The sequence below is a fragment of the Pseudoalteromonas sp. APC 3893 genome, assembly GCF_030408095.1.
GTDB lineage: Bacteria > Pseudomonadota > Gammaproteobacteria > Enterobacterales > Alteromonadaceae > Pseudoalteromonas.
This window is the reverse complement of the sequence record NZ_JASDCD010000013.1, coordinates 54,379-76,691: the sequence shown is the minus strand read 5'-3', so window position 1 is coordinate 76,691 and position 22,313 is coordinate 54,379. Positions and strand designations below refer to the sequence as shown.

Here is a 22,313-nt window from a genome sequence, read left to right as displayed (position 1 = left end):
AAATGAAAGTGTTGAGCCTATTTTGTCAAAACCTGATTTAAGCTATTACCCAATTACCGAGCTCAAAGGTGTTGGGCCAAAAATGGCTGAGCGCCTAAAGAAGTTAGGTATTATTACAGTACAAGATATGCTCTTTCATTTGCCGTTACGGTATGAAGATCGCACTCGAATTTATGCCATCAATGAGCTACAACCTCACAGCCATGTCAGTATTGAAGCCACCATCGAAACCAGTCAAATAACCTTTGGTAAGCGCCGAATGCTGGTGTGCCAAGTAAACGATGGCACTGGTAGATTAACACTGCGATTTTTTAATTTTAGTGCTGCGCAAAAAAATGCCATGAGCGGGGGAAAAATCATTCGTTGTTTTGGGGAAATTCGCCGCGGTCGTGTTGGCTTTGAGATGACCCATCCTGAGTACAGTATTAGCGACACACCTTCTGAGCAACCTACAGCAACAACATTAACACCTGTGTACTCAACCACCGACGGTTTAAAACAACTCTCTATTCGCGCTTTGAGTGATCAAGCCATTACATTATTAGAGAAATATCAAATTGAAGAGTTATTACCCGAGCAGTTTCAACATGCAGGGATAGGACTGACACAGGCTTTATATCTACTTCACCGTCCTAACAATGATGTAGATGTTACCGCGTTAGAGCTTGGCACTCACCCTGCTCAACAAAGGCTGGTATTCGAAGAGCTATTGGCACAAAACCTAAGCTTATTAAAGTTACGCCAACAAGGTCAGCAAGTAAAAGCCGTCGCGCTTAGTGCTAGCCAGCAACTTGAAAATAACTTTCTTGCTCAACTCCCCTTTGCTCCGACTAACGCGCAAAATCGCGTGGTGAACGAGATTAAAGCCGACTTACAACATGCTTATCCAATGATGCGTTTGGTTCAAGGTGATGTAGGCTCTGGTAAAACCTTGGTAGCAGCATTAAGTGCGCTTACAGCAATTGCACAAGGCTATCAGGTTGCATTAATGGCCCCTACTGAAATCCTCTCAGAACAACATGGTATTACCTTTACTCAGTGGTTTACAGATTTAGGCATAACAACTGCTTGGCTTGGCGGTAAAACTAAAGGCAAAGAGCGTAGTACAACACTAGAAAAAATCGCATCAGGTGAAGCGCAGATGATTGTAGGGACGCATGCGTTATTTCAAGAACAAGTTACATTTAATAACCTGGTACTAATTATAATTGATGAGCAACACAGATTTGGTGTCCATCAACGATTATCACTACGTGAAAAAGGTCGCTTTGGTGACTGTTACCCGCATCAACTAGTAATGACAGCAACACCCATCCCTCGAACACTTGCGATGACAGCCTACGCCGACCTAGAAACATCAATAATAGATGAATTACCACCTGGGCGCACACCAATCACCACAGTTGCAATACCCGATACGCGCCGTGATGAAATCATTAATCGTGTGAAAACAGCGAGCAATGAGCAAGGTAGGCAAGTGTATTGGGTGTGCACCTTAATTGATGAATCCGAAGTACTGCAATGCCAAGCGGCTGAAGACTCTGCATTACAATTAACCCAAGCACTCCCAGAGTTAAAAGTGGGCCTTGTACATGGACGAATGAAACCCGCAGAAAAACAAGCCATCATGAGTGATTTTAAAGCAGGCAATATTCACGTATTGGTGGCAACAACAGTCATTGAGGTGGGCGTAGATGTACCAAATGCCAGTTTAATCATTATTGAAAATCCTGAGCGACTGGGACTTGCACAGTTACACCAATTACGCGGACGAGTAGGCCGTGGTGCTGTTGCTTCTCACTGTGTGCTGCTTTATCACGCCCCTTTATCTGCAACAGCACAAAAACGCTTAGGAGTATTAAGAGATAGTAATGATGGCTTTGTTATTGCTGAGCGTGATTTAGAAATACGCGGGCCAGGTGAGGTGCTTGGTACTAAGCAAACAGGATTAGCTGAGTTTAAAATCGCTGATTTAAACCGTGATAAACAAACACTCAATCAAGTTAGGCCTATCGCAATGCAAATGCTTAACCAATACCCTGAGCAAGTAGAAAAGCTCATCCAGCGCTGGCTTGCTGGTAAGTCAGCTTATGCACAGGCTTAAAGCATTAAATATTGTGCAAACAAAGGTTAAACATACAAAGAAGCTACAAGGCCCCAAGCAATAGTAACAGGGCCTTAAAAATTAATATAGAATCCTAAAACTTATATTCCATACCTAACGCGATATAGTCTTGATCCACATCACTCTCTAAATCATAGGTTGAATAAAAGCCAAACAACTTAATATTTTTTGTAAACTTATGATCAACACCTACTGAGATCGCAGAGTTGTTATCACCATCTTTAAAATCAATCGTTTGATACTGTAATTTGAACGTATTGCTATTCAAAGTATATGCCGCATTAACTAAATAGCCATCAGCTTCACCAGTCCCATCAACCTTTTCTTGCTTTTGATACATAGCGCCTAATTTAATATCAGCCACTTTACCTTGAAGACTTGCGCGGATGACATCATATCCATTTACTTCGCTATCAGCTGCAATAGATGCATAAAGTTTGCTTTTTTTAAGACCCGAATCTCCGTATGTAAGAGCTAATGAATAACCATTCTCTCCTTCACTGTCTTTTTCGGCAACATAAGTTGCAAGCACTTTTAAACCATTAAAGTCATTCGAAGAATAGGTAACCGTATCGCTTAAGCGGTTATCACCTTTAAATAGATTTTTTATATCACCTTCAAGGTCGTTAAATAAGTCCAACTTCCCTTGAGATTGCTTTAAAGCTGTATCATTGCGACCAATCACGAGTTGCCCAAAGCTGCCTTGCAAACCAACATATTGATTTCGAGAAGTAAAAGTATCTTTTGAGTCATCTGATACATTGACCTGAAATTCAAATTTGTAAACAGCTTCCAAGCCTTCACGCAGCTTTTCTGAGCCTTGGAACCCGATACGAGAAGCATTACTCTTAACTTCTGTAAACGACTCATCGTCTTCATCAGAGGACTGCACTGTTACATTTGCTTTACCATATAGATCTACATCAGCTAATGCAGAAAAAGATAAACCACCAAATAAAGCTAGGAATAAGCTAGACTTTGCAAATTTCATGTCGTTTCCTCAATAATCGCAACGAAAAACACATACTCGTGTTTGATTGAGCGCAGTGTGCCAATAAAAAATGACAGAAAGATGACAACTGAAATAAAAACGTCAATTTACATTCATAAAAAGTAATTGTTTTTGTAATTAAAATATATTTTTAAGAACATGCGTTGGTTATAAAGTTAGACAGTCTGTAGCATATGTTGGACTTTTTTAAAACTGTACTGCATCACAACTTATAAACACAAGATCAATTCATTATAGAAGCAATACGATTAGTTTAAACAAAAATAAATATTTTGCTATATTACAACTTCATTTACACTTGTTTACATTAACTTTATACCGAAAAGCGTAATAATATAACAACACATAAAATAACTAATAATATGCTTTGTTCACTTAATACTTGCTAGTAAAGGTGATCTCCGCCAGCCATAATAAGCGCTCATTTTTTATTATCCCCATTCTCAAAATAAAAAAATAAATACAATAAAATGATAACTATTATCACTTCCAATTAAAATTCAAACATGCCAAGCTTGATACGTTATAACATTTGAAAACCAATAATTACTTACACTATTTAAATTCAGGTTGGAAAAAAATGAAAAGGTCAGCTCTAACAGTAAGTGTTCTTACTGGTTTATTTTCAATGCAATCATTTGCAACTCAATCTATTGAAAAACTTGAAGTTCAAGGTACGCGTACACCACTTTATAGTACCCGAGATGTAAATGCCTCGGCACTAGGGATCAAAGATCCTCAGTTTTTACCTATTTCTATTCAATCTTTTTCTGAAGAGTTAATAACGAATCAAAGAGTAAAAACTTTGAGCGAAGTGCTTGCTAATGATGCATCTGTACAAAATACGGCTATCGGCACAGTCTTTGATTTTGTCAGCCTAAGGGGCTTTCAACTCGATTGGACAAATGGTCTAAGACGAGATGGGCTCGCTCTTGCTCCTTATCAGGATGTTCCACTGGAGAATATTCAACGAATCGATATTATTAAAGGCCCATCAAGTTTGGTCTCAGGTTTTAATAATCCTGGCGGTACGATTAACTATGTAACGAAGCGCCCAACGATGGACTCCTTTTTAGATATCACGACAGAATTTCGTAGTCGTGCGGGCCGTTATATTCATGTAGATTTTGGTGGCCCCTTAGATAGTGAGCAAACTTTTGGCTATCGTATCAATGCCGCAGCAGAAAAAAATGGCGACTTTACCGGTGGTGACGATCTAGAAAGGCACTTTTTCAGCGCAGCTCTAGACTGGCAACTGTCTGACCGTATTTTTATTCGCTTAGATGGCGACTATCAAGACAAAAGCACTGTATCACAACCACTTATTGGTTTAGCGCGTGACCCAAATGATGATAGCCATTCCGTGCTCCCTCCTTATGTAGACACGAGTGAAATATTACTTGGCCAACCTTGGGCAAAATATAAAACCGAGTCCTTCAATATAGCGGCGCGAGTGGATTTTTGGCTCAATGATAATTGGCAGTGGGTTAACCAAGTCGCACTTTCTGGGAATGACCGGTTCACTATTTTTCCTGATATATATTCAGTTGATTTAGAAGGAAATGTTCTATCAGCAAGTATTCAAGTCACGCCAGATGAAACCTATGATACGGTTTCTGCCCACAGCTTCTTTACAGGGCAACTTGTTACTGCAGGTATTGAACATGAACTAGTTATTGGCGCAAGTATTCGTGACTACCAATCTAAAGATGGTCGCTGGTTTGAGTTAGACAATCCTGTTGGTAACATATTTAGCCCTACACATGTAAGTAAACCTGAATTCCCCGAATACCCCGATCCAACAACAACAGACACAATCGAAAGCTCATTTTTCATTACCGATACCCTGCATTTTAATGATGTATTTTATGCGACTCTAGGGCTGCGTCATATTCAATATAAAAAAGATCAAACCGCACCAAATCAAGCTAAATCAACATTAGATGATCGCACCTTCAACACACCTATCATTGGCTTAAATTATAACCCGAATGATCAACTTGCTTTTTATGCCAGTTACTCTGAAGGTGCTGGAGAAGGTGGCGTAGCAGTAATTGGCAGTGGAGCAATTAATGAGGGCGAATCGTTAGGGCCACAAGAAAGTGAACAAATAGAAGCCGGTATAAAATACCAAACTGACTCAATGAACTATTCCGTTGCAGTATTCGAAATTGAAAAAATGCTGGAATACCATAACCACATCACCAATTACTTTGTACAAGATGGGACTCAATCTCATAAAGGTATCGAACTTAATGCCAGCGGCTCGTTTATTAAAGGCCTATCGACTGTTGCTTCGATAACATTTATGGACCCTAGTTTGGATGAACTTGATGGTGAACCCGCACTCAATGGTAACCGTCCTGCAAATGTACCTAAATTCCAAGCAAATTTATTTTTAGATTATCAACTACCTTTCTTAGAAAACCTAAGTGTAAATGCTGGCATGTTTCATGTGGGTGAACGGGAACAAAATGTTAATAACAATTTGAACCTTCCGGCTTATACACGCTTTGATTTAGGTGCCAAATATCACTTTAGTGATTTTAACACCACACTGCGAATTAAGGCCGAAAACCTATTTGATAAAGAATACTGGCTGTCTGGCGGTGCTAAAGGCATAGATTGGGGCATAGCGCCAGGTCGCGGCCGGACACTTATTGCATCATTAAGCGTCAGCTTTTAAGGATAAATCATGACCACACCCATTATTCAAATTAATAACTTACAAAAGCGCTTTGGAGAATATCAAGCCCTTCAAGGTTTAAGCTTGGCCGTACATCAAGGAGAGATTTTAGCGCTGCTTGGTCCTAATGGCGCAGGAAAAACAACCACCATTAATTGCCTGTTAGGTTTTTTACAACCTGATGCAGGTGAAATCAGCATTGCAGGGGTAAACCCACAACTCGATGTCGTAACAGCAAGGCAGCATTTAGCGTATATTCCCGAGCAAGTGGCTCTCTACCCTCGCCTTACTGGACTTGAGAATCTCGCCTATTTCAGCAAAGTGGCGAGCATCGAAAAAACCGATGACGAATTTCGTGCCCTACTCGCAGAAGTAAAACTACCAAGCCATGCTGTAGATAAGTCCGTTGCAACCTATTCAAAGGGAATGAGACAAAAAGTAGGGATCGCTATAGCACTTGCAAAAGAAGCTAAAGCATTGATTTTAGATGAACCAACTTCAGGCCTTGATCCATCAGCCAGCCATGAGTTTAGTCAACTCATACAATCACTAGCGAAGCAAGGTGTCGCAATTTTAATGGCGACCCACGACTTATACCGTGCTCAAGAGGATGCGCATCGCGTTGCAATTATTAATCAAGGGCAATTAGTCGACACGTTACTTTTCGAACAATTAAAAGAAGTCCAACTTGAATCTGTATACCTTAAACATATCAAGGTGGACGCCTAATGTTACAAAGTACTTTTAAAAAAGAATGGATCGATACTAAGCGGCAAGGTCAAGCACTCTGGCTAAGTGGCATTGCTGTTTTGTTATTATTACTGGCTTGTGTGACTGGTTTTAAGAGCCATCAAACCTATCAGCAAGCCGTAAACGAGGTATCTCAATCAGAGCAATTACGCTGGCTGAACCAAGGTGAGAAAGGCCCCCACTCTGCAGCTCATTACGGCATTTATGTCGTTAAGCCTACCACGCCACTGGCAGCACTCGATGATGGATTACAAGCTTACCAAGGAAATGTATTGAGGTTAGAGGCGCACATTCGTAACGATAGCTTATTTAGAAGCGCACAAGATAACTTGCCATTGTCGCGCTTTGGGAGCTTATCACCCGCCTTCGTGTTGCAAGTATTATTACCCTTATTGATCATTTTAATTGGCTACCCATTACTTGCACGGGAGCGTGAGCAAGGCACTTTAAAACAACTACTTGCAGCAGGTGCAAGCCCTGCAAAGTTGTTTTTTGCTAAATGTGCTTTGCTTTTCACACTTTCATGCCTGTTCTTGCTACCCGTTGCACTTTTTTTACTTTATAGCCAAACTGCAAACGAGGCGCCTTATACGCTAAGAAGTGCTCTATTTTTACTCTCTTATTTAATTTATCTATTACTTTGGTCATTGATCACTACGACACTCTCTAGCCTACTCCCTACGGCACGACGCACATTAATTACATTACTTACTATTTGGGCATTCACAACATTATTACTGCCAAAACTTGCAATGAATATTGCAACCACCTTGCATCCACAAGGGTCTGGTCAAACGTTTCAGGCAAAACTTGAAAGCGAGGTTTATACCGATGCACGCCTCGATGCGATTGAAAAATTTAAGCAGCAAACACTCGCCCAATATGGCGTTAGCCAAGTAGCAGACTTACCCTTCGATTATGCCGGAGCACAACTCCAATTTGGTGAACAATACGCCGACAAAATCTTTGATCGCTTATTTGAAGCCCGTTTAGAACAGCTTGAAGCACAGTCACAAAGCTACCAGTTGGCAGGGTTGTTAACACCCTTTATCGCAGTACAAACACTCTCGATGGCGACCGCAGCCACTGATTTTAGCCACCAGCAATCTTTTGAAAATGCAGCAGAGCAACATCGTCGTCTAATGCAAGAAGTCCTTAACTTTAATCAAAGAGATCATGGTCATAAGGCTGAAGGACATTACACCGCTGGAAAAGAGCTATGGCAGCAGATCCCTGAGTTTTCATATCAATATCCACGTTTTGCTCACTACCTGCCTCACTACGTTATTAGCATTATATGCCTTGGCTTTTGGCTGATTGTACTGGTGCTACTTAGTTTATTTGCAATTAAAAAGCTACGTTTAGAGGAACAAAGATGAAGCGCCTAATACTAGCCACTGAGCTTAAAAACCTATGGCGAGAGAAACTCGTACTCACACTTTTTCTTACCACCAGCGTGCTTGCACTCGTGGCATTCCTTAATGCCCATTATTTTGCTAATAAGCAGCGCGACGTAGTACTTGCTGCTCAACAAATGCAGCAACAAACAATTCAAAATGCTAAAGCAGGATTGCCCGAAAGGCTCGCAAGTACCGAAAATCATAAATGGTGGGAAGACCCGTACGACCTGCGCGGACAAGCTTTTTACTTGATGCAAAATTACGCTATTAAAACTCCGCTCGCAACGGCTCCTATCGCAACAGGACAAGCTGATGTATTACCGTATTATTTTAAAATGCTGATTAAAGAAAAGCAGCATATTGTTCATCAATATGATTATGTCCACCCGCTTTCACTGTTACTTGGTCAGTTCGACTTAAGCTTTGTAGTTATTTATTTACTGCCATTGCTCATTATTAGCATTTGTTTTAATGCTTTAGCGAGTGAACGCCAAGGCGGACAGTTAAGGTTACTAATGCTTCAAGGTGGCAGTGCCACGCATCTACTCACCTACCAATTACTACTACGAAGTGCGTTGATCGTAATGCCATTTTTACTCATAAGTAGCCTGCTTTTGGTTATCATAAGAGACCAGATAGGTGTTACTGAACTACTTAGCTATAACTTCATTGTACTGTGTTATTCTGGGTTTTGGATTGCTATAACAGCTTGGGTTAATAGCCGGGCCAAAAGTGCCGCAAACAATGCTGCGACTCTCGTTACCTGCTGGCTCGGCTTGGTGATTGTTGTTCCAGCTTTAGTCAATACAAGCATTGCTTTACTCGACCCAACGCCTTCACGTATTCACTATATAGATAGTCTTCGAGCAGCCAGCGATGACGCTCAAAAAGCGAGTGAAAAAACCTTAGCTCAGTATTTTCAAGACCACCCAGAGCTTGCAAAAAATGGCAGTGGCGCCAGTGATTACGCCACTAAAAAAATTGCAACAATAAACTCTGTTGAACGCGCAATGGAAGTTCAAGATGCACGCTTTTTAAACACGCAGCAAGCACAACAACAAAGCGCCCAAAAACTACAGTATCTTTCCCCTGCGCTTATTGTCCAAACACTATTGGTTGATTTAGCTGGAAACGGTTTGACGCGTCATCACGCTTTTATGTGCGAAGTTGAAGCTCATCATCAAGCACTACAACGTTTCTTTGCCAATGAGATTGCCAAAGCCAATCAAAGAGGAGACTTTGCACCATGTGATGGTTGTAGCGCAAAGCCAACGCTCACGAATCTTGAGGATATACCTCAATTTAGCAGCGAATTTTCTACACCTGTGTACAGCTACACGCCATTAGCCTGGTTGCTGCTACTAGCCGTTGGCCTTCTCCTTATAGCAAAACGTCGCGTCAACAAACTAGACAGTGCGAGTAACAAAGAGGTGCTAGTAGTATGAATAACGCCCTCGCTGCAAAACTTCATTCACAAACACAAAGCTTACTAATAGAAAGTAAAGCTAAACTATTTGAATGGATAGCGGCGTTGGGCGCGCCGCTACACTTAGTGTTTCCACAGCGTTTTTCTGAAAATATCGAAACACTGCAAGATGCCTTCACTAAGCAAGGACTCAAGCATGAGATTTACTTCGCGAAAAAAGCTAACAAAGCTCAATGCTTCACCCAAGCCGCGTCTAAATACGATATTGGAGTGGATGTTGCGAGTGTACAGGAGTTTGAACTTGCCTTAAGCGGTGGTATTCAAGGTGTAAAAATTGGCGTATCTGGCCCACATAAGTCAGATACACTTATTAACTTAGCACTTGTTCATCAAGCACTTATCGCCATTGATTCAAATGCTGAATTAGACTGTGTCATTGCCATAGCCAAGCAACGAAAAATCCCCGCAAGAGTGCTGCTGCGTTTGCAAACACAATCGACTAAAACCTCACGATTTGGCAGTTCCCTGTGCCAACTTTCGTCATTATTAACCCAATGCAGAGAATACAAGGAATGGGTGGGCTTAGAAGGGTTTAGCTGTCATCTAAGCGGTTATTGCCCACATGCACGTGGTAACAGCATTCATACTTTAGTCAGGGCAATAGATGAGGCCCAGCAAATGGGGCTCTCGCCATCAAAAATTAATATTGGTGGCGGTCTCCCAATTTCCTACTTAGAGGACGAACACTGGCAACACGCCTTGGACTTTGAATGCTTTTTTGCAGGTAAAACCTTTGCAGGGTTTTACCCCTATTACACCAAGCAAAACCTTGAGGATACCTTACTCGCTATTTTGGCGGTGAAGAACAAGCATGGACAAAGTGCATTACAAGCATTACAGCTAAAGGACCTTACACTGATGCTTGAACCTGGGCGCGCACTGCTTGATCAAGCTGGTATTAGCTTATTTAAAGTACAAGGGGTTAAGCCCCATCTTGGCACATCAGACTGTCATATCGCGACACTTTCTGGCTCAAGTTTATCATTATCAGAGCAATGGTTTGAAAGTGAATATTTACCGAGCCCATTACTACTTTCACAACATTCAAACGGCATATTAGGGGAGTATCGAGTAGCCTTTGGCGGCGCAACATGCCTAGATAGCGACATGTTGAGTTGGCGGTTTATTCCCTTATCGCAACTACCACAGCGCGATGACCTTATGGTTTATCTCAACACCGCAGGATATCAGATGGACTCGAATGAATCCGAGTTTCACTCTATGCCATTACCTCGAAAAATCGCCGTAACGTGGGAGAGCAATATGCTTTCTTGGCAACTACTTAGCTAAAAATACCCAACGACATAACATAAAGGAGCCTATTTATGAACATAAATGTGCAGTATCCGCTCGCCTCAACATTGCATTTATCCCCGTATTTAAGGGTATCGCAAAGTATAGGTAACACGCCGCTAATGCAGTTTTTAAGCCTGCCGAACGGCAGTAAGCTGTACCTTAAGCTTGAGCAGTTTAACCCCACTGGCAGTGCTAAAATTCGCATGGCAAAATCAATGTTAGATGAAGCAGAAGCCAGTGGCCAACTAAAGCCTGGAGGCTGGGTTGTTGAGTCAACCTCTGGCAATACCGGTGTTGGTCTCGCACTGCTTGCGGCAGAGCGCGGCTATCGCTTTACCGCGCTTGTAGATAACCATGCGGCAAAAGAAAAAATTAGCAATATGAAAGCCTTTGGCGCAGAAGTGATCTGCGTTAGCGAAGCCGGAGATGACAGCTTATCGACCGATATTCGCGATGCAATGGCTGCCACACTAGCAAAAGAACAAGGGGCTTTTTGGACAGCACAACACAATAATTTTGCCAATAGCCGCGGCTATACAGGGCTCGCACAAGAGGTGTTTCATGAACTAGGTGAACACATTACTCACCTTGTCGGTGCAGTTGGTACGGGTGGTTCGCTATGCGGCACAACAAGGGCTCTTCGCGACTTAGGTTGTCATCAACTAACAACGATTGGTGTAGAACCTGTGGGTTCTATGATTTTTGGCGGGCCTGGGCTGAATTATCATCAATCTGGAACGGGTACACCAGAAGGTGCAGAGATAGGGCCTGTCATTGAATACGAGCTTATCGACAAAGGCGTAAAGGTATCTGACAAACAAGCGTTTAATACCGCCAGATACCTTGCTAAACATTACGCCCTGATGGTCGGTGGCTCGGCTGGTGGTGTTATTTATGAAGCACTACAAGCATTAAAAACCGCCCCCGCCGATAGCGTATTTGTGGTGCTCGTTTGTGATGGTGGTGAGAAGTATCTCGACACGCTTTTCAATGATGATTGGATGGCAAAACACGATCTTATCGACATTAACATCGAGCAAGAGCTCGATGACCTATTAACGCAATATAAACCTGCCGTGAGAGCATAACCATGCCCCAACAAACAACGCTGCCGATACTGAATGAAGCCCGACTAGCGCAACTTAATTTCCCCTATAACAAAGTTATTGAGGTGGTGGAAAATGCCTTTCGCTCACTGCACCACCCTGACTCTGCCAACCCACTCAAAGTCATTATGACACCACAAGATGGCCGCTCCATTGCCTATAGCATGGCCGGTCGCGATGCTGCAAGTAATACCGTAGGGTTTAAAGTGGTCTATGAATACGACCCTGACAGAAGCCGTAACCAATACCAGTTCTATTCTTTTATCTTTCTTTGCGATGATGCCACAGGCCACCCTGTGGCTTTAATGGATGTAAAAGAACTAGGTCCTATGCGCACATCAGCCACCTCCGCCTTGTTTGCAAAATATGCCGTTCATTCAGATGCCAAGCATGCATTAATTGTGGGCACAGGTGTTCAAGGGCAAATCGCTTTACCTATGCTCGTCACGGCGTTACCGCAACTCACACACCTGACCGTTCATGGCAGTTACCAAGCAGGTTTAGAAGCGGTTCAGCAAAAACTAAAAGCCCATCACCCACAGCGACAAGTTGCGGTATCACAAGACTTAGAAGCTTCTGTAAGACAAGCCGACGTGATCCTTGCCGTTACGGGATTATCCGCCAAAGAGAACATCAAATATGAATGGTTAAAACCCGGCGCGGTGGTGATTTTAGTTGGCTATGGAATCGAAAAATCGGTGCTACACCGAGCTGATAGATTGCTCACAACGGATGCAGAACAAATGAAGGTCACCGGAGACGATTTATTAGACGAGAACGGCAAACTACCCGCTGTTGATGCAACATTGACTGAAATACTAAATGGTGAGAAGCCGGCACGAACTCACCCTGATGAAATTATCTTTGTCTATAACAGCGGCATGATCATTACTGACGTGGCGCTCGGACGAGCCGTTGCGGACTTTGCTATCACACAAGAAAACGTGGAGGAAGTAACGTTATGGTAGCTTCAGCTCGCGCCGATATTTTTAAAGTAAGCCAGCTCGCAGGGCCCCTTATTCTGACTAACCTGCTCTACGTGGCAATTGCAACTATTGATCTCATCATGCTCGGCATGCTGAGCCCACTAGAGCTGGCTGCTGGCGGCCTCGCCATTGGTATTTTTAATCAATTTAGAACCATGGGAACTGGCGTGGTAACGGCAACAGGCAATTTGGTGTCTGATGCGATCGGCAAAGATAAGCGAGATCAGATCACCTCTCTTTTTAACGCCAGCATGCTTATTGGGACATTTATAGGCCTAGTATTCGCCGCCATAATGTTTGCCATGGGACCTTTCTTAAGGTTTATTGGTACATCCGAGTCTATTGCCAATTTGACGACACAATATTTAGCCGTTGTCGCGTTAGGATTATTACCCTGTTTTTGGTTTCAAAGTATACGCCACTTTAGTGTTGGGCTAAAAAGACCAGGATCTCTAATGTTGATAACTAGTGTGTCTGTTGTTCTTACGATTGTGCTCAATTACGGCCTTATTTTTGGTAATTTTGGTCTACCACAACTTGGCTTTGTAGGAGTTGCAGCCGCCACATGCATCGTGCTGTATTTATCATTTTTACTGTTTGTACTATTTGCCAAACGTGATGTCGTACTAAGCCCTTACCTCACTTTGAAGTTTTGGCAAACCGACCGCGAAGCGCTTAGCAAAACATGGAAAATGGGAGTGCCGATTGGCGCAACATATGGGCTTGAAGCCGGATTTTTCACCATACTTGCGTTATTTGTAGCAACACTCGGCGTAAATGCGTTAGCCGCCCACAACGTGGTAAGCCAAATGGTGTACATCGTATTTATGGTGTCTGCTGGCATTTCATCCGCTTGCTCTATATACATCAGCGAAGCCAATGCTACGGGAGACTTTCATCATGCCAAACGCATCGGCAATTTGGGCATTGCTTGCGGTGCAGCGGTCATGACTGTCTTCGCCTTAATCTATTTATTCGCGCCCGAATTTGTGCTGCTGCCATTTTTAAGTGCTGAAGAATTACAAAACTCCGATGTAGTGGTTATCGCCATAGAGTTACTTGTTATTGCCGCCTTTTTGCAGTTTTTTGACGCATGGCAAAATATCGGGCTTGGTATTTTGCGCGGACTTGGCGATGTTAAAAGTACTCTCATGCTGTCTTTAATTGGCTATTGGTGCATTGGCCTTCCCGGTGCTTGGTTATTTCAACAATTTTGGGGGTTGGGTATTTTAGGTGTTTGGTACGCCCTAACGTTAGGGCTTGCGGTCACAGCGCTATCAGAGATTTGGCTTTTTAATCACAGAGCTAACCTCTTACTTAACCCCGCATCACTCAAGGAGCAAAACGCATGACAACGACAATGCTAAACCCAGCCCGCAAAGAAGTGATTGCTCTGCCCCCCTACGGAGCAGGGCAAACCATCGAGCAAGCAACAGAGCACAATCTGCACCCCAATATGATAAACCTGTCTGTCAATGAAAACCCGTTAGGGCCTAGCCCTGCAGCGCTTAATGCATTTAAAGCACAGCTGCATACCACTAGCTGCTATCCAGACAGTCAATGCACAGAGCTAAGCGAACGACTAGCTACTAAACTTAACGTTGCTAAAGAACAAATTGTTATCGGTAATGGCTCTGAGGATGTACTCTCGATGCTCTGCAAAGCGTTTCTTAATCAAGGCGATAAAGTATTAGTGGCCAAGCCTAGCTTTGTGCTGCATGGAATTTACGCCAATATGATGGGGGCAAAGGTCCTAGAAGTGCCGATGCAAAGCGACCTATCTTATCGAATTGATGATTGGCTCGATACTATCGCACATTACCCAGACTTAAAAATGCTGATGCTTGCCAATCCGTCCAACCCGGTTGGTTGTACGTTTGATGCCAAGAACCTACAGCGTATAATCAATGCCTGTCCACTCAATACGGTTATCGTCATCGATGAAGCATATTGCGAATATGCCCAAGGCCATAAAGAGTTTGTCGACAGTTTAGCACTACTTCAAGCACAACCTCGTCCCTATGCGGTATTACGGACTTTTTCTAAGGCTTATGGTCTTGCAGGACTTAGAGTGGGTTACGGCGTAATGGCAAATGCACAATTAGCAGATTATCTACATCGCATACGTACACCTTACAATGTGAATCGATTGGCACAACTGGCGGCGATTGCTGTACTGCAAGATCCCGCTTATTTGGCAGACACAGTCACGCAAACAAATCGCGAAAGAGAAAAACTCAGCACCGCACTCACTGAACTTGGGTATTTTGTCGCGCCAAGTCTAGCCAACTTTTTATTTATTGATGTTAAGCAGCCGTCTACGCATGCCGCATCTTTGCTTCTGCAACAAGGAATAATGATAAAACCTTGGCTAGAATCTGGTTTTGATCATTTTGTCAGAGTAACCATCGGGCTTCCAGAGCAAAATCTTAGAGTGCTTGAAGCATTTAAACAATTATAAATATCGCCCTCTGCGAGGGCTTTTAAGCACAAACTGCCTGTTGATTTAAATAATCAAGCACTCGACTGTCGGCCTTATGAGTAAATAAGGTCGACTTTTCAGGAAAGTATTTGCCCGCTTTGGCGGCAGCAAATATATCTTCAATGTGAGGATCTCGGCATGACACAGTGATCGTTAATGCGTCCTCACTAGTCTTACTAATAGATGACGGAACAAGGCTCACAAACTGCGCTAGCTTGCACAAAGCCTGACGCAGCTGAGTTTGAATACGATAAGAGTCAGAATTATTTCCGTATAAAGAGAAGCTCCTTGTCTCGCCTTTATTCACAAGCGAGTAATCGGCTAGCTTCTTATCACATTCAACAATACCAAATTGCGCTAGATGTTTTACAAGGGTTTGCATGTGCAGGGGGGTTGAAATTTTGACTTGAAGCGTAAAACTTTTCACGACAACATCTTCTTTTGCTGTAAGCCAAACCATTAACTTTCTTTGAGATGAGTGTAACTGTTTGGCTGCAAATACCCGATGGTGGCCATCTGCAATCAGCCAATCTTGCTTGTTAGATAATAATTTATAAAGTTGCTGGTTTATGGAGTCACATTTAATTAAATAAACATTGTGTTCGCTTTTATCGCTCTCATTTTTCCAACTAGCTACTTTTTCACTTGCAGTGCGCCAAGCAAATAAATTTATGTCAAGCGGGCCAATTAAGAGACTAGGAGGTAAAAGAAACTGCTTTTGAGTAACGTCTTTTTTTAGTTTCATCGCATGTGAAACACTAATAGACTCATGAGGTAATAACTCATGGCTATTCAAATCTGACAAGTCAAATTCAGTCAACACACCCGCAAGCAGAGAGTTTTTTTGAGACACCTCATAAATACAAAACGTCCGTTTATCGAATCCCACTAGACATTCATCCCTAAGCAGTATTGATATAATATATCATATTATAAATTTCACTTAACAGGAACTATTTATAACTTATTTTTAGCTCCATCAGGAGGTTGACCAATTTTTCCAGTAGTGGGGTTTGTTCATTGTCTCTATGATATGCAACAAACACATCCCGGGATGTGTGGGCCACATCTTCAACATGATAAAGCTCACCTGCCTTTAATTGCTCCCCAACAAGCAACTGAGGAATAAACGCACTGCCGCCGCATTTTAAAATTAAATCGAGTGCTATACGCCCTGTACTGGTTCTAAAATAAGGAGGTGCGTGGCCATTAAACTCACGTGCATGCCATAACGAAAAGGACGTTCCCCAATCAACATACACATACTGATTATCGAAAAAGTTTTCACTATTTGCAGCTTCAAAAGCACTAACAGGAATGATTGGTAATTCACATATTCGCTTAACAACAAGTTCATCAACCTTCGGAGGGTCGAACAGCACAGCAAGATCTAATGTACGCTCTAGTAATAAACGAGTGCTTTCTTGCTGAGCCTTAACTTCAGCCACAAGTGACACACCCGGCATCGCAGAGACAATATTAGTAATACCAAACTGCAAAAATGCATCCCAAACATTTGGGGTGCCTGCTAGGCTAATTTGCTTGTGCATATTATCTGCAAGCGCAACATCAACTTTAGCTCTTTGCATCCCGGTTATAATCATTTGTGCATGGGGTAATAAACGCTCGCCCGGAGCTGTTAATTGAATATTGTTACGCTGGCGAATAAACAGATTAACTCCAAGCCCTTGCTCTAATTGTCGGATCCTAAAACTCACCGCAGACTGAGTTATATATAAGTTTTCAGCCGCTTTACCAAAATGGCGAGTACGCACTACTTCAACGAACGTTTTTAATAAATCTATATCCAATTATTTATCCTCACGATAAAAATTTTTTGTTTAATAAATTGCGCAACTTGATCCATACTCCTGCATGAAAATAGGGCATGAGGAAACAGCCATGAGCAATGATATTTCACTACTTCGCCAAGCGTTCGTTAGTCAGCGCCAGTTCTATGATGATCAAAACTTTCCGCGAGGCTTTGGCCGCAGCGGTAACTTTACTTTACTCGAAGCCAGTATTCTTGAACAACACGGTATTGTGCTAAAAGGTTTATACAATAAAACCTTGGAACCTCAAAACGAAATTCAAGAACAATTTTTAGCCGTGATTACAGGAAATTTAGAGCCAAGTAACCCAATTGAAAGAGCATGGCTAAAGTATCTAAAATTAACAACTTGTAAAACCAAGTTTCATACTTTATTTGGTCGTTCAAAAATGTCGGGGCCCGTGCCGCGCAACCAAGATTATTATATTGAGTCTGACGGGGTATAAAGTAAAACAAGCAATTTACATATAATGTAATTTGCTTTTTTGTGTATTACCAGTTACAACTTGTATAAGTTATTTTTCTTATACAAGTTAGTAAACAAGGTGTTGCGTGACACGAAAGATACTCATTATTGAAGATACGCCAACCATCGCCCGTGTTCAACAACATATCGCCATGAAGATTGGCTATGATGCCGACATAGCGGGCTCTCTGGCAGACGCACAGGACTTAATAAGTAAAAATAACTACTATTGCGCAGTGGTGGACTTTATTTTACCTGATGCGCCTAATGGTGAGGCCGTGCCATGTACTGTGGGAGCAGATATACCCACCATAGTAATGACGGGCAATATAGACTCTACCACGCGAGACACCGTTGAAAACTACCCTATCATTGATTACATCACTAAAGAAAATAAACAAGCTTATCATTATCTAGAAAAACAATTGCAACGCCTGCCACGCAATGAGAATGTTAAAGTGCTCGTAGTTGATGATTCTGTAGCCACTCGCTTGCACATCTGTGAACTATTGAGGCGTCACAAATACCAAATCCTTCAGGCAAATAACGGTATTGAAGCGCTTGCTATGCTTGAAGAAACACCCGACATTGCCGTAATTATTACCGATAATGAAATGCCTAAAATGAATGGCGATGAATTATGTAGCGAAATCCGCCGGCGTTATAGCAATGATGAAAAAGCGATTATTGGCATTTCAGGTTCAGATGCGCCCTACCTATCAGCTCGTTTTTTGAAGGGCGGAGCAAACGACTACCTCCGAAAACCATTTAATAACGAAGAGTTTTATTGTCGCTTAAGCCAAAACGTTGACATGCTTGAGCAAATAAACACCATTCGGCTACAAGCAAATACCGATTATTTAACTAAACTCCCTAATAGACGGTATTTTTTTGAAGAAGCAAGTAAATCACTGAAGCAACTAAAAAAACAGCAACTAACCTCAGCCATGGCCATGATTGATATTGATCATTTTAAAGCAATTAATGACACCTATGGTCATGATGCGGGTGATGAAGTACTCAAAGGGTTATCTATTTGCTTTGCAAAGCACTTTGAGCAACACTTGGTTGCTCGATTAGGTGGTGAAGAGTTTGCTATTTACTTTGCTGACACGAGCAAAAATAAAGCGATAAAACAGTTAGAAACATTCCGCCGTTTTATTGAAATAAACAGCCCTGAGTTTAGCAAAGAAAGAATCAAATTTACGATCTCTATTGGCCACGCTGAAGGGTCTGTCTATCAAATTGATGAATTATTAAAACAAGCCGATATAAAATTGTATGACGCCAAAGACACCGGCCGTAATAAAGTCGTTGCTTAAACAGGTTTGGTTGCGGTAAAGCTATTTTCACGCTTGCGCTTTTTTGATTGTCGGTATGAATCCCAACTAAAAATAGCTAATGCACTCCAGATACACGCAAATGTCACCACTCTTTCACTGCTAAATACTTCCCCATAAAACATCACAGCCAGCACAAACATTAAACTTGGTCCAATATATTGGAAGAAGCCCAAAGTTGTATACTGTAAACGCTTAGCAGCCCCCGTAAAACAAAGCAGCGGTAATGTAGTAATAACACCAGCGCTGATCAACAATAGATTAGTATGCCACTCATTTAACATTAAGTTAGAGCTTGTAGAGGGGGTCATAAAGCCCCAATAAGCAATTGCAACAGGTAATAAAATTACCGCTTCGAGTAATAAGCCTGGCAAAGATTCTATTGGCAGCTTTTTGCGTAATAACCCGTATATAGCAAACGAACCAGCTAAAGAAAATGCAACAACAGGGAAAGAGCCAAAACTGATCAGTTGTATTGCCACACCGCTCAATGCTAAAGCTACTGCAACCCCCTGCCACTTACGTAGCTTCTCCCCTAAAAACACCATGCCAAGTAATACATTTAATAATGGGTTTATGTAGTAGCCTAAGCTTGCATCAAGCATATGATCGTTATTCACAGCCCAAATAAATAACCCCCAATTAAAGCCTAAGAGAGTTGCCGTCAAAGCTAACATTAATAATAATTTAGGCTGCTTTATAACGTGTTTAATTTTATGCCATTGCCTCATCACTGAGACAATTACAATAATAAATAGAACAGACCACACAACACGGTGCATGAGTATTTCAAATGCTGATATATGCTGTAACAGCTTAAAGTAGATAGGTGCAAGGCCCCACATAAAAAATGCTAAGCAGGCTAAAATAACGCCTTTACGTTGTTCAGGGTTAGTTGGCATAAAAATATTCTAAACATGAAAAAGGCGGCTAGTTTACTCCCCGAATAGGGTTTTATCCAACTAAATAAGTCCCAGTGCCGAATGCTATTTGCACCCCCTGTTCATTATGCAGTTCCATTCTACACACACATACCTTATTACCCGAACGAATAAGCTTAGCACTGGCTGTAAATTCAAGCCCTTTACCTGGTCGTAAATAGTCGGTTCGCAAATCAATAGTGCCTAAAGTGGCCAACTTCTTTTGAATACTTAACACATCAATTTCTTCTAACTTGTCAATAATAGAAGCCGCGGCAAGCATGCCGCCGACATTATCAAGCACAGCAGAAATAACCCCTCCATGGAGTATTTTTTGAGTAGGGTTGCCAATAAAAACATCCTGCCATGGGAACGTAATTTGTGCTTGCTCAGCATCAAGTGATTTCACACTGATTTTTAAAAACTGATTAAACGGCATTTTTTCTACAAATACGTTTGCGACCTGGCTAATTAACATTGTTTTATTCATTATTATTGTCTGCCTTTCATAACTGGTAAGATGAGTAAAGCACAACTAAAAGAAAAGTGCGATAAAAAGCACCTATGCAAGGTCGTCTAAAAGCTCTAAAATAGGCGAGATGAATACACAAACTCCAACACCAAGTACTATAGTACGCAGTCCAGCAGCCATACTTAAACAAGTTTTTGGTTATAGCGAATTTCGTGATGGCCAAGAAGCGGTTATAAATGCCGCGCTTAACGGCCAAGATTCTCTTGTACTGCTACCTACTGGTGGCGGAAAATCTGTGTGTTATCAAGTTCCCGCGCTAGCCCTCGATGGCTTAACAGTGGTTATTTCGCCATTAATATCTTTGATGCAAGATCAGGTTGCACAATTGCAAGCTCTCGGAGTTAAAGCTGCCTATGTCAACAACAGCCTTAATCGAGACGAACAACAGCAAATTTATCAGCAGTTACACAATGGTTTAATCAAGCTATTATATGTTGCCCCTGAAAAAGTTCTGCAAAGAGAGTTCTTAGAACGCCTCAATCACTTGAATATCAGTTTATTTGCAATCGATGAGGCACATTGTGTATCGCACTGGGGCCATGATTTTAGACCCCATTATTGCCGCCTAAGTGAACTAAAACAGCACTTTCCTGCGGTTCCAATGATGGCACTGACCGCGACCGCCGATAAAGCTACACGTTTTGATATAGTTCAACAATTAGGCCTGCAAGTTCCTTACATTCATACGGGAAGCTTTGATCGGCCAAACATTCGTTACACTATAGAAGAAAAGTTCAAACCTTTAGCACAGCTGCTTCGCTACTTAAAAGAGCAACAAAATCAAAGCGGAATTATTTATTGCACTAGTCGTAAACGGGTTGACGATATTGCCGAAAAACTGGCTGATGCGGGTTTAAATGCAGCCGCTTACCACGCAGGCATGAGTAATGAGCAACGCCAATTTGTGCAAACAGGCTTTGCCCGTGATGACATTCAAATCGTGGTTGCCACAGTTGCCTTTGGCATGGGCATCAACAAACCCAATGTACGTTTTGTATTGCATTACGACATTCCAAAAAGTATTGAAGCTTACTATCAAGAAACCGGCAGAGCTGGCCGTGATGGTCTTGCAGCAGAAGCTATTATGTATTTTGACCCAGCCGACATTGGCCGCGTTAGGCGTTTTTTTGAAGACATTGAAGATGAGCAACGCCGCCGAGTAGAAGAGCAACGCTTTAATGCGATGGCAAGCTTTGCTGAAGCCCCTACATGCAGGCGACAGATATTGCTTAACTACTTTAGCGAGTACCAACGTGAACAATGTGGAAACTGTGATATATGCTTAAATCCACCAAAAACATTTGATGGCACCCTTGTAGCTCAGCAAGCACTTTCTTGTGTTTACCGCGCTGAACAGCGCTTTGGCTTAGGGTACATAATTGAACTACTTCGCGGTGCGAATACCAGCCGAATTCGTGACAATAATCACCACCAACTTAGCACCTATGGCATAGGCAAAGATCGCAGTAGTGAGTTTTGGCTAAGTATATTACGCCAATTGATACATCAAGGCTTATTAAGCCAAGATATCACCCAAGGCTCAGCGCTTCGTTTGACCGAAGGCGCTCGTGCTGTTTTAAAAGGTGAATACGCTTTGCAAATGGCTGAACCGCGGCTGCAAGCTAAACATGTTTACCAAGATAAACTCGCGCAATTTAATTACGATAAAAAACTATTTGCTAAACTTCGAGCCTTGCGTAAGCAACTTGCTGATGACGATGATGTCCCGCCATATGTGGTATTTAACGATAAAACACTCGCTGAGATGGCACAGTTAATGCCGACTAATGACAGTGAGTTTTTAAAAGTGTCAGGTGTTGGCTTTACCAAACTTAATAAATACGGCAGTCCATTTTTAACAGCTATTCGCAACTACCTCGCACAGCCATAAAGAA

General features: G+C 42.1%; 18 protein-coding genes. 13 read left to right on the top strand and 5 right to left on the bottom strand.

Going from position 1 to position 22,313, the window contains the following annotated elements; genetic code table 11:
* Nucleotides 1-22 precede the first annotated feature (22 nt).
* Nucleotides 23-2,104: an ATP-dependent DNA helicase RecG gene (gene recG / locus QMA12_RS14725; RefSeq protein WP_290210457.1), complete on the top strand. Its 2,082-nt coding sequence runs from the start codon at nucleotides 23-25 to the stop codon at nucleotides 2,102-2,104.
* Between the two features lie 94 nt (nucleotides 2,105-2,198).
* On the opposite strand, the gene QMA12_RS14720 is transcribed toward recG, so the two are convergent.
* Nucleotides 2,199-3,116 (bottom strand): porin, encoded by a 918-nt coding sequence (locus QMA12_RS14720; RefSeq protein WP_087531126.1) that lies wholly within the window; start codon nucleotides 3,114-3,116, stop codon nucleotides 2,199-2,201.
* A 601-nt stretch (nucleotides 3,117-3,717) separates the two neighbouring features.
* Between QMA12_RS14720 and QMA12_RS14715 the strand changes: the two genes are divergently transcribed.
* Genes QMA12_RS14715 through hisC form a run of 9 tightly spaced genes read left to right on the top strand, consistent with a single transcriptional unit; the run spans nucleotide 3,718 to nucleotide 15,308 of the window.
* Entirely contained in the window at nucleotides 3,718-5,823 is a 2,106-nt protein-coding gene (locus QMA12_RS14715) for a TonB-dependent siderophore receptor (RefSeq protein WP_290210456.1), read from the top strand.
* Nucleotides 5,824-5,832: 9 nt separating this feature from the next.
* The gene (locus tag QMA12_RS14710) at nucleotides 5,833-6,552 is read left to right on the top strand and encodes an ABC transporter ATP-binding protein (RefSeq protein WP_087531128.1); all 720 of its coding nucleotides are present in this window, start codon (nucleotides 5,833-5,835) and stop codon (nucleotides 6,550-6,552) included.
* A complete protein-coding gene (locus QMA12_RS14705; protein WP_087531129.1) occupies nucleotides 6,552-7,952 on the top strand; it encodes a DUF3526 domain-containing protein in 1,401 nt (466 codons plus the stop codon). The genes QMA12_RS14710 and QMA12_RS14705 overlap by 1 nt, the downstream gene beginning before the upstream one ends.
* Nucleotides 7,949-9,418 carry a DUF3526 domain-containing protein gene (locus QMA12_RS14700; RefSeq protein WP_290210455.1) on the top strand — a complete coding sequence of 490 codons (1,470 nt, stop codon included), beginning with the start codon at nucleotides 7,949-7,951 and terminating at the stop codon, nucleotides 9,416-9,418. The genes QMA12_RS14705 and QMA12_RS14700 overlap by 4 nt, the downstream gene beginning before the upstream one ends.
* On the top strand, nucleotides 9,415-10,749 hold the full coding sequence (locus QMA12_RS14695; RefSeq protein WP_290210454.1) for an alanine racemase: 1,335 nt from the start codon (nucleotides 9,415-9,417) through the stop codon (nucleotides 10,747-10,749). The genes QMA12_RS14700 and QMA12_RS14695 overlap by 4 nt, the downstream gene beginning before the upstream one ends.
* Before the next feature lie 35 nt (nucleotides 10,750-10,784).
* Nucleotides 10,785-11,843 carry a cysteine synthase family protein gene (locus tag QMA12_RS14690; protein ID WP_290210453.1) on the top strand — a complete coding sequence of 353 codons (1,059 nt, stop codon included), beginning with the start codon at nucleotides 10,785-10,787 and terminating at the stop codon, nucleotides 11,841-11,843.
* Nucleotides 11,844-11,845: 2 nt separating this feature from the next.
* Nucleotides 11,846-12,829: an ornithine cyclodeaminase gene (locus QMA12_RS14685; RefSeq protein WP_290210452.1), complete on the top strand. Its 984-nt coding sequence runs from the start codon at nucleotides 11,846-11,848 to the stop codon at nucleotides 12,827-12,829.
* The gene (locus QMA12_RS14680; protein ID WP_290210451.1) at nucleotides 12,823-14,199 is read left to right on the top strand and encodes an MATE family efflux transporter; all 1,377 of its coding nucleotides are present in this window, start codon (nucleotides 12,823-12,825) and stop codon (nucleotides 14,197-14,199) included. The genes QMA12_RS14685 and QMA12_RS14680 overlap by 7 nt, the downstream gene beginning before the upstream one ends.
* Entirely contained in the window at nucleotides 14,196-15,308 is a 1,113-nt protein-coding gene (hisC, locus tag QMA12_RS14675) for a histidinol-phosphate transaminase (RefSeq protein ID WP_290210450.1), read from the top strand. Before QMA12_RS14680 ends, hisC begins: the two co-directional genes overlap by 4 nt.
* Before the next feature lie 22 nt (nucleotides 15,309-15,330).
* Here the strand turns inward: hisC and QMA12_RS14670 are convergent, their stop codons facing one another.
* The gene (locus QMA12_RS14670) at nucleotides 15,331-16,239 is read right to left on the bottom strand and encodes a DUF1015 family protein (protein ID WP_290210494.1); all 909 of its coding nucleotides are present in this window, start codon (nucleotides 16,237-16,239) and stop codon (nucleotides 15,331-15,333) included.
* 43 nt (nucleotides 16,240-16,282) lie between these two features.
* Nucleotides 16,283-17,140, bottom strand: coding sequence for a LysR family transcriptional regulator (locus QMA12_RS14665; RefSeq protein ID WP_087531131.1), 858 nt, complete (start codon nucleotides 17,138-17,140; stop codon nucleotides 16,283-16,285).
* 91 nt (nucleotides 17,141-17,231) lie between these two features.
* Here QMA12_RS14665 and QMA12_RS14660 point away from each other — a divergent pair, with 91 nt between their 5' ends.
* Both QMA12_RS14660 and QMA12_RS14655 read left to right on the top strand, forming a co-directional pair.
* Complete coding sequence (locus tag QMA12_RS14660; protein WP_290210449.1) at nucleotides 17,232-17,606, top strand: DUF413 domain-containing protein; 375 nt, start codon at nucleotides 17,232-17,234, stop codon at nucleotides 17,604-17,606.
* A 106-nt stretch (nucleotides 17,607-17,712) separates the two neighbouring features.
* Entirely contained in the window at nucleotides 17,713-18,948 is a 1,236-nt protein-coding gene (locus tag QMA12_RS14655) for a response regulator (protein WP_290210448.1), read from the top strand.
* On the opposite strand, the gene rarD is transcribed toward QMA12_RS14655, so the two are convergent.
* Nucleotides 18,945-19,868 (bottom strand): EamA family transporter RarD, encoded by a 924-nt coding sequence (gene rarD / locus QMA12_RS14650; protein WP_087531134.1) that lies wholly within the window; start codon nucleotides 19,866-19,868, stop codon nucleotides 18,945-18,947. The two genes, QMA12_RS14655 and rarD, sit on opposite strands and share 4 nt — an antisense overlap.
* Before the next feature lie 52 nt (nucleotides 19,869-19,920).
* Complete coding sequence (locus QMA12_RS14645; protein ID WP_290210447.1) at nucleotides 19,921-20,376, bottom strand: thioesterase family protein; 456 nt, start codon at nucleotides 20,374-20,376, stop codon at nucleotides 19,921-19,923.
* 109 nt (nucleotides 20,377-20,485) lie between these two features.
* On the opposite strand from QMA12_RS14645, the gene recQ reads away from it, so the two are divergent.
* Entirely contained in the window at nucleotides 20,486-22,309 is a 1,824-nt protein-coding gene (recQ, locus tag QMA12_RS14640; protein WP_087531135.1) for a DNA helicase RecQ, read from the top strand.
* Nucleotides 22,310-22,313: the final 4 nt, after the last annotated feature.

What these genes read in the sequence shown, in the direction of transcription:
- QMA12_RS14720 (WP_087531126.1), bottom strand. Translation starts at nt 3,116, where the DNA reads ATGAAATTTGCAAAGTCTAGCTTATTCCTAGCTTTATTTGGTGGTTTA.
- QMA12_RS14715 (WP_290210456.1), top strand. Translation starts at nt 3,718, where the DNA reads ATGAAAAGGTCAGCTCTAACAGTAAGTGTTCTTACTGGTTTATTTTCA.
- QMA12_RS14710 (WP_087531128.1), top strand. Translation starts at nt 5,833, where the DNA reads ATGACCACACCCATTATTCAAATTAATAACTTACAAAAGCGCTTTGGA.
- QMA12_RS14705 (WP_087531129.1), top strand. Translation starts at nt 6,552, where the DNA reads ATGTTACAAAGTACTTTTAAAAAAGAATGGATCGATACTAAGCGGCAA.
- QMA12_RS14700 (WP_290210455.1), top strand. Translation starts at nt 7,949, where the DNA reads ATGAAGCGCCTAATACTAGCCACTGAGCTTAAAAACCTATGGCGAGAG.
- QMA12_RS14695 (WP_290210454.1), top strand. Translation starts at nt 9,415, where the DNA reads ATGAATAACGCCCTCGCTGCAAAACTTCATTCACAAACACAAAGCTTA.
- QMA12_RS14690 (WP_290210453.1), top strand. Translation starts at nt 10,785, where the DNA reads ATGAACATAAATGTGCAGTATCCGCTCGCCTCAACATTGCATTTATCC.
- QMA12_RS14685 (WP_290210452.1), top strand. Translation starts at nt 11,846, where the DNA reads ATGCCCCAACAAACAACGCTGCCGATACTGAATGAAGCCCGACTAGCG.
- QMA12_RS14680 (WP_290210451.1), top strand. Translation starts at nt 12,823, where the DNA reads ATGGTAGCTTCAGCTCGCGCCGATATTTTTAAAGTAAGCCAGCTCGCA.
- hisC (WP_290210450.1), top strand. Translation starts at nt 14,196, where the DNA reads ATGACAACGACAATGCTAAACCCAGCCCGCAAAGAAGTGATTGCTCTG.
- QMA12_RS14660 (WP_290210449.1), top strand. Translation starts at nt 17,232, where the DNA reads ATGAGCAATGATATTTCACTACTTCGCCAAGCGTTCGTTAGTCAGCGC.
- rarD (WP_087531134.1), bottom strand. Translation starts at nt 19,868, where the DNA reads ATGCCAACTAACCCTGAACAACGTAAAGGCGTTATTTTAGCCTGCTTA.
- QMA12_RS14645 (WP_290210447.1), bottom strand. Translation starts at nt 20,376, where the DNA reads ATGAATAAAACAATGTTAATTAGCCAGGTCGCAAACGTATTTGTAGAA.
- recQ (WP_087531135.1), top strand. Translation starts at nt 20,486, where the DNA reads ATGAATACACAAACTCCAACACCAAGTACTATAGTACGCAGTCCAGCA.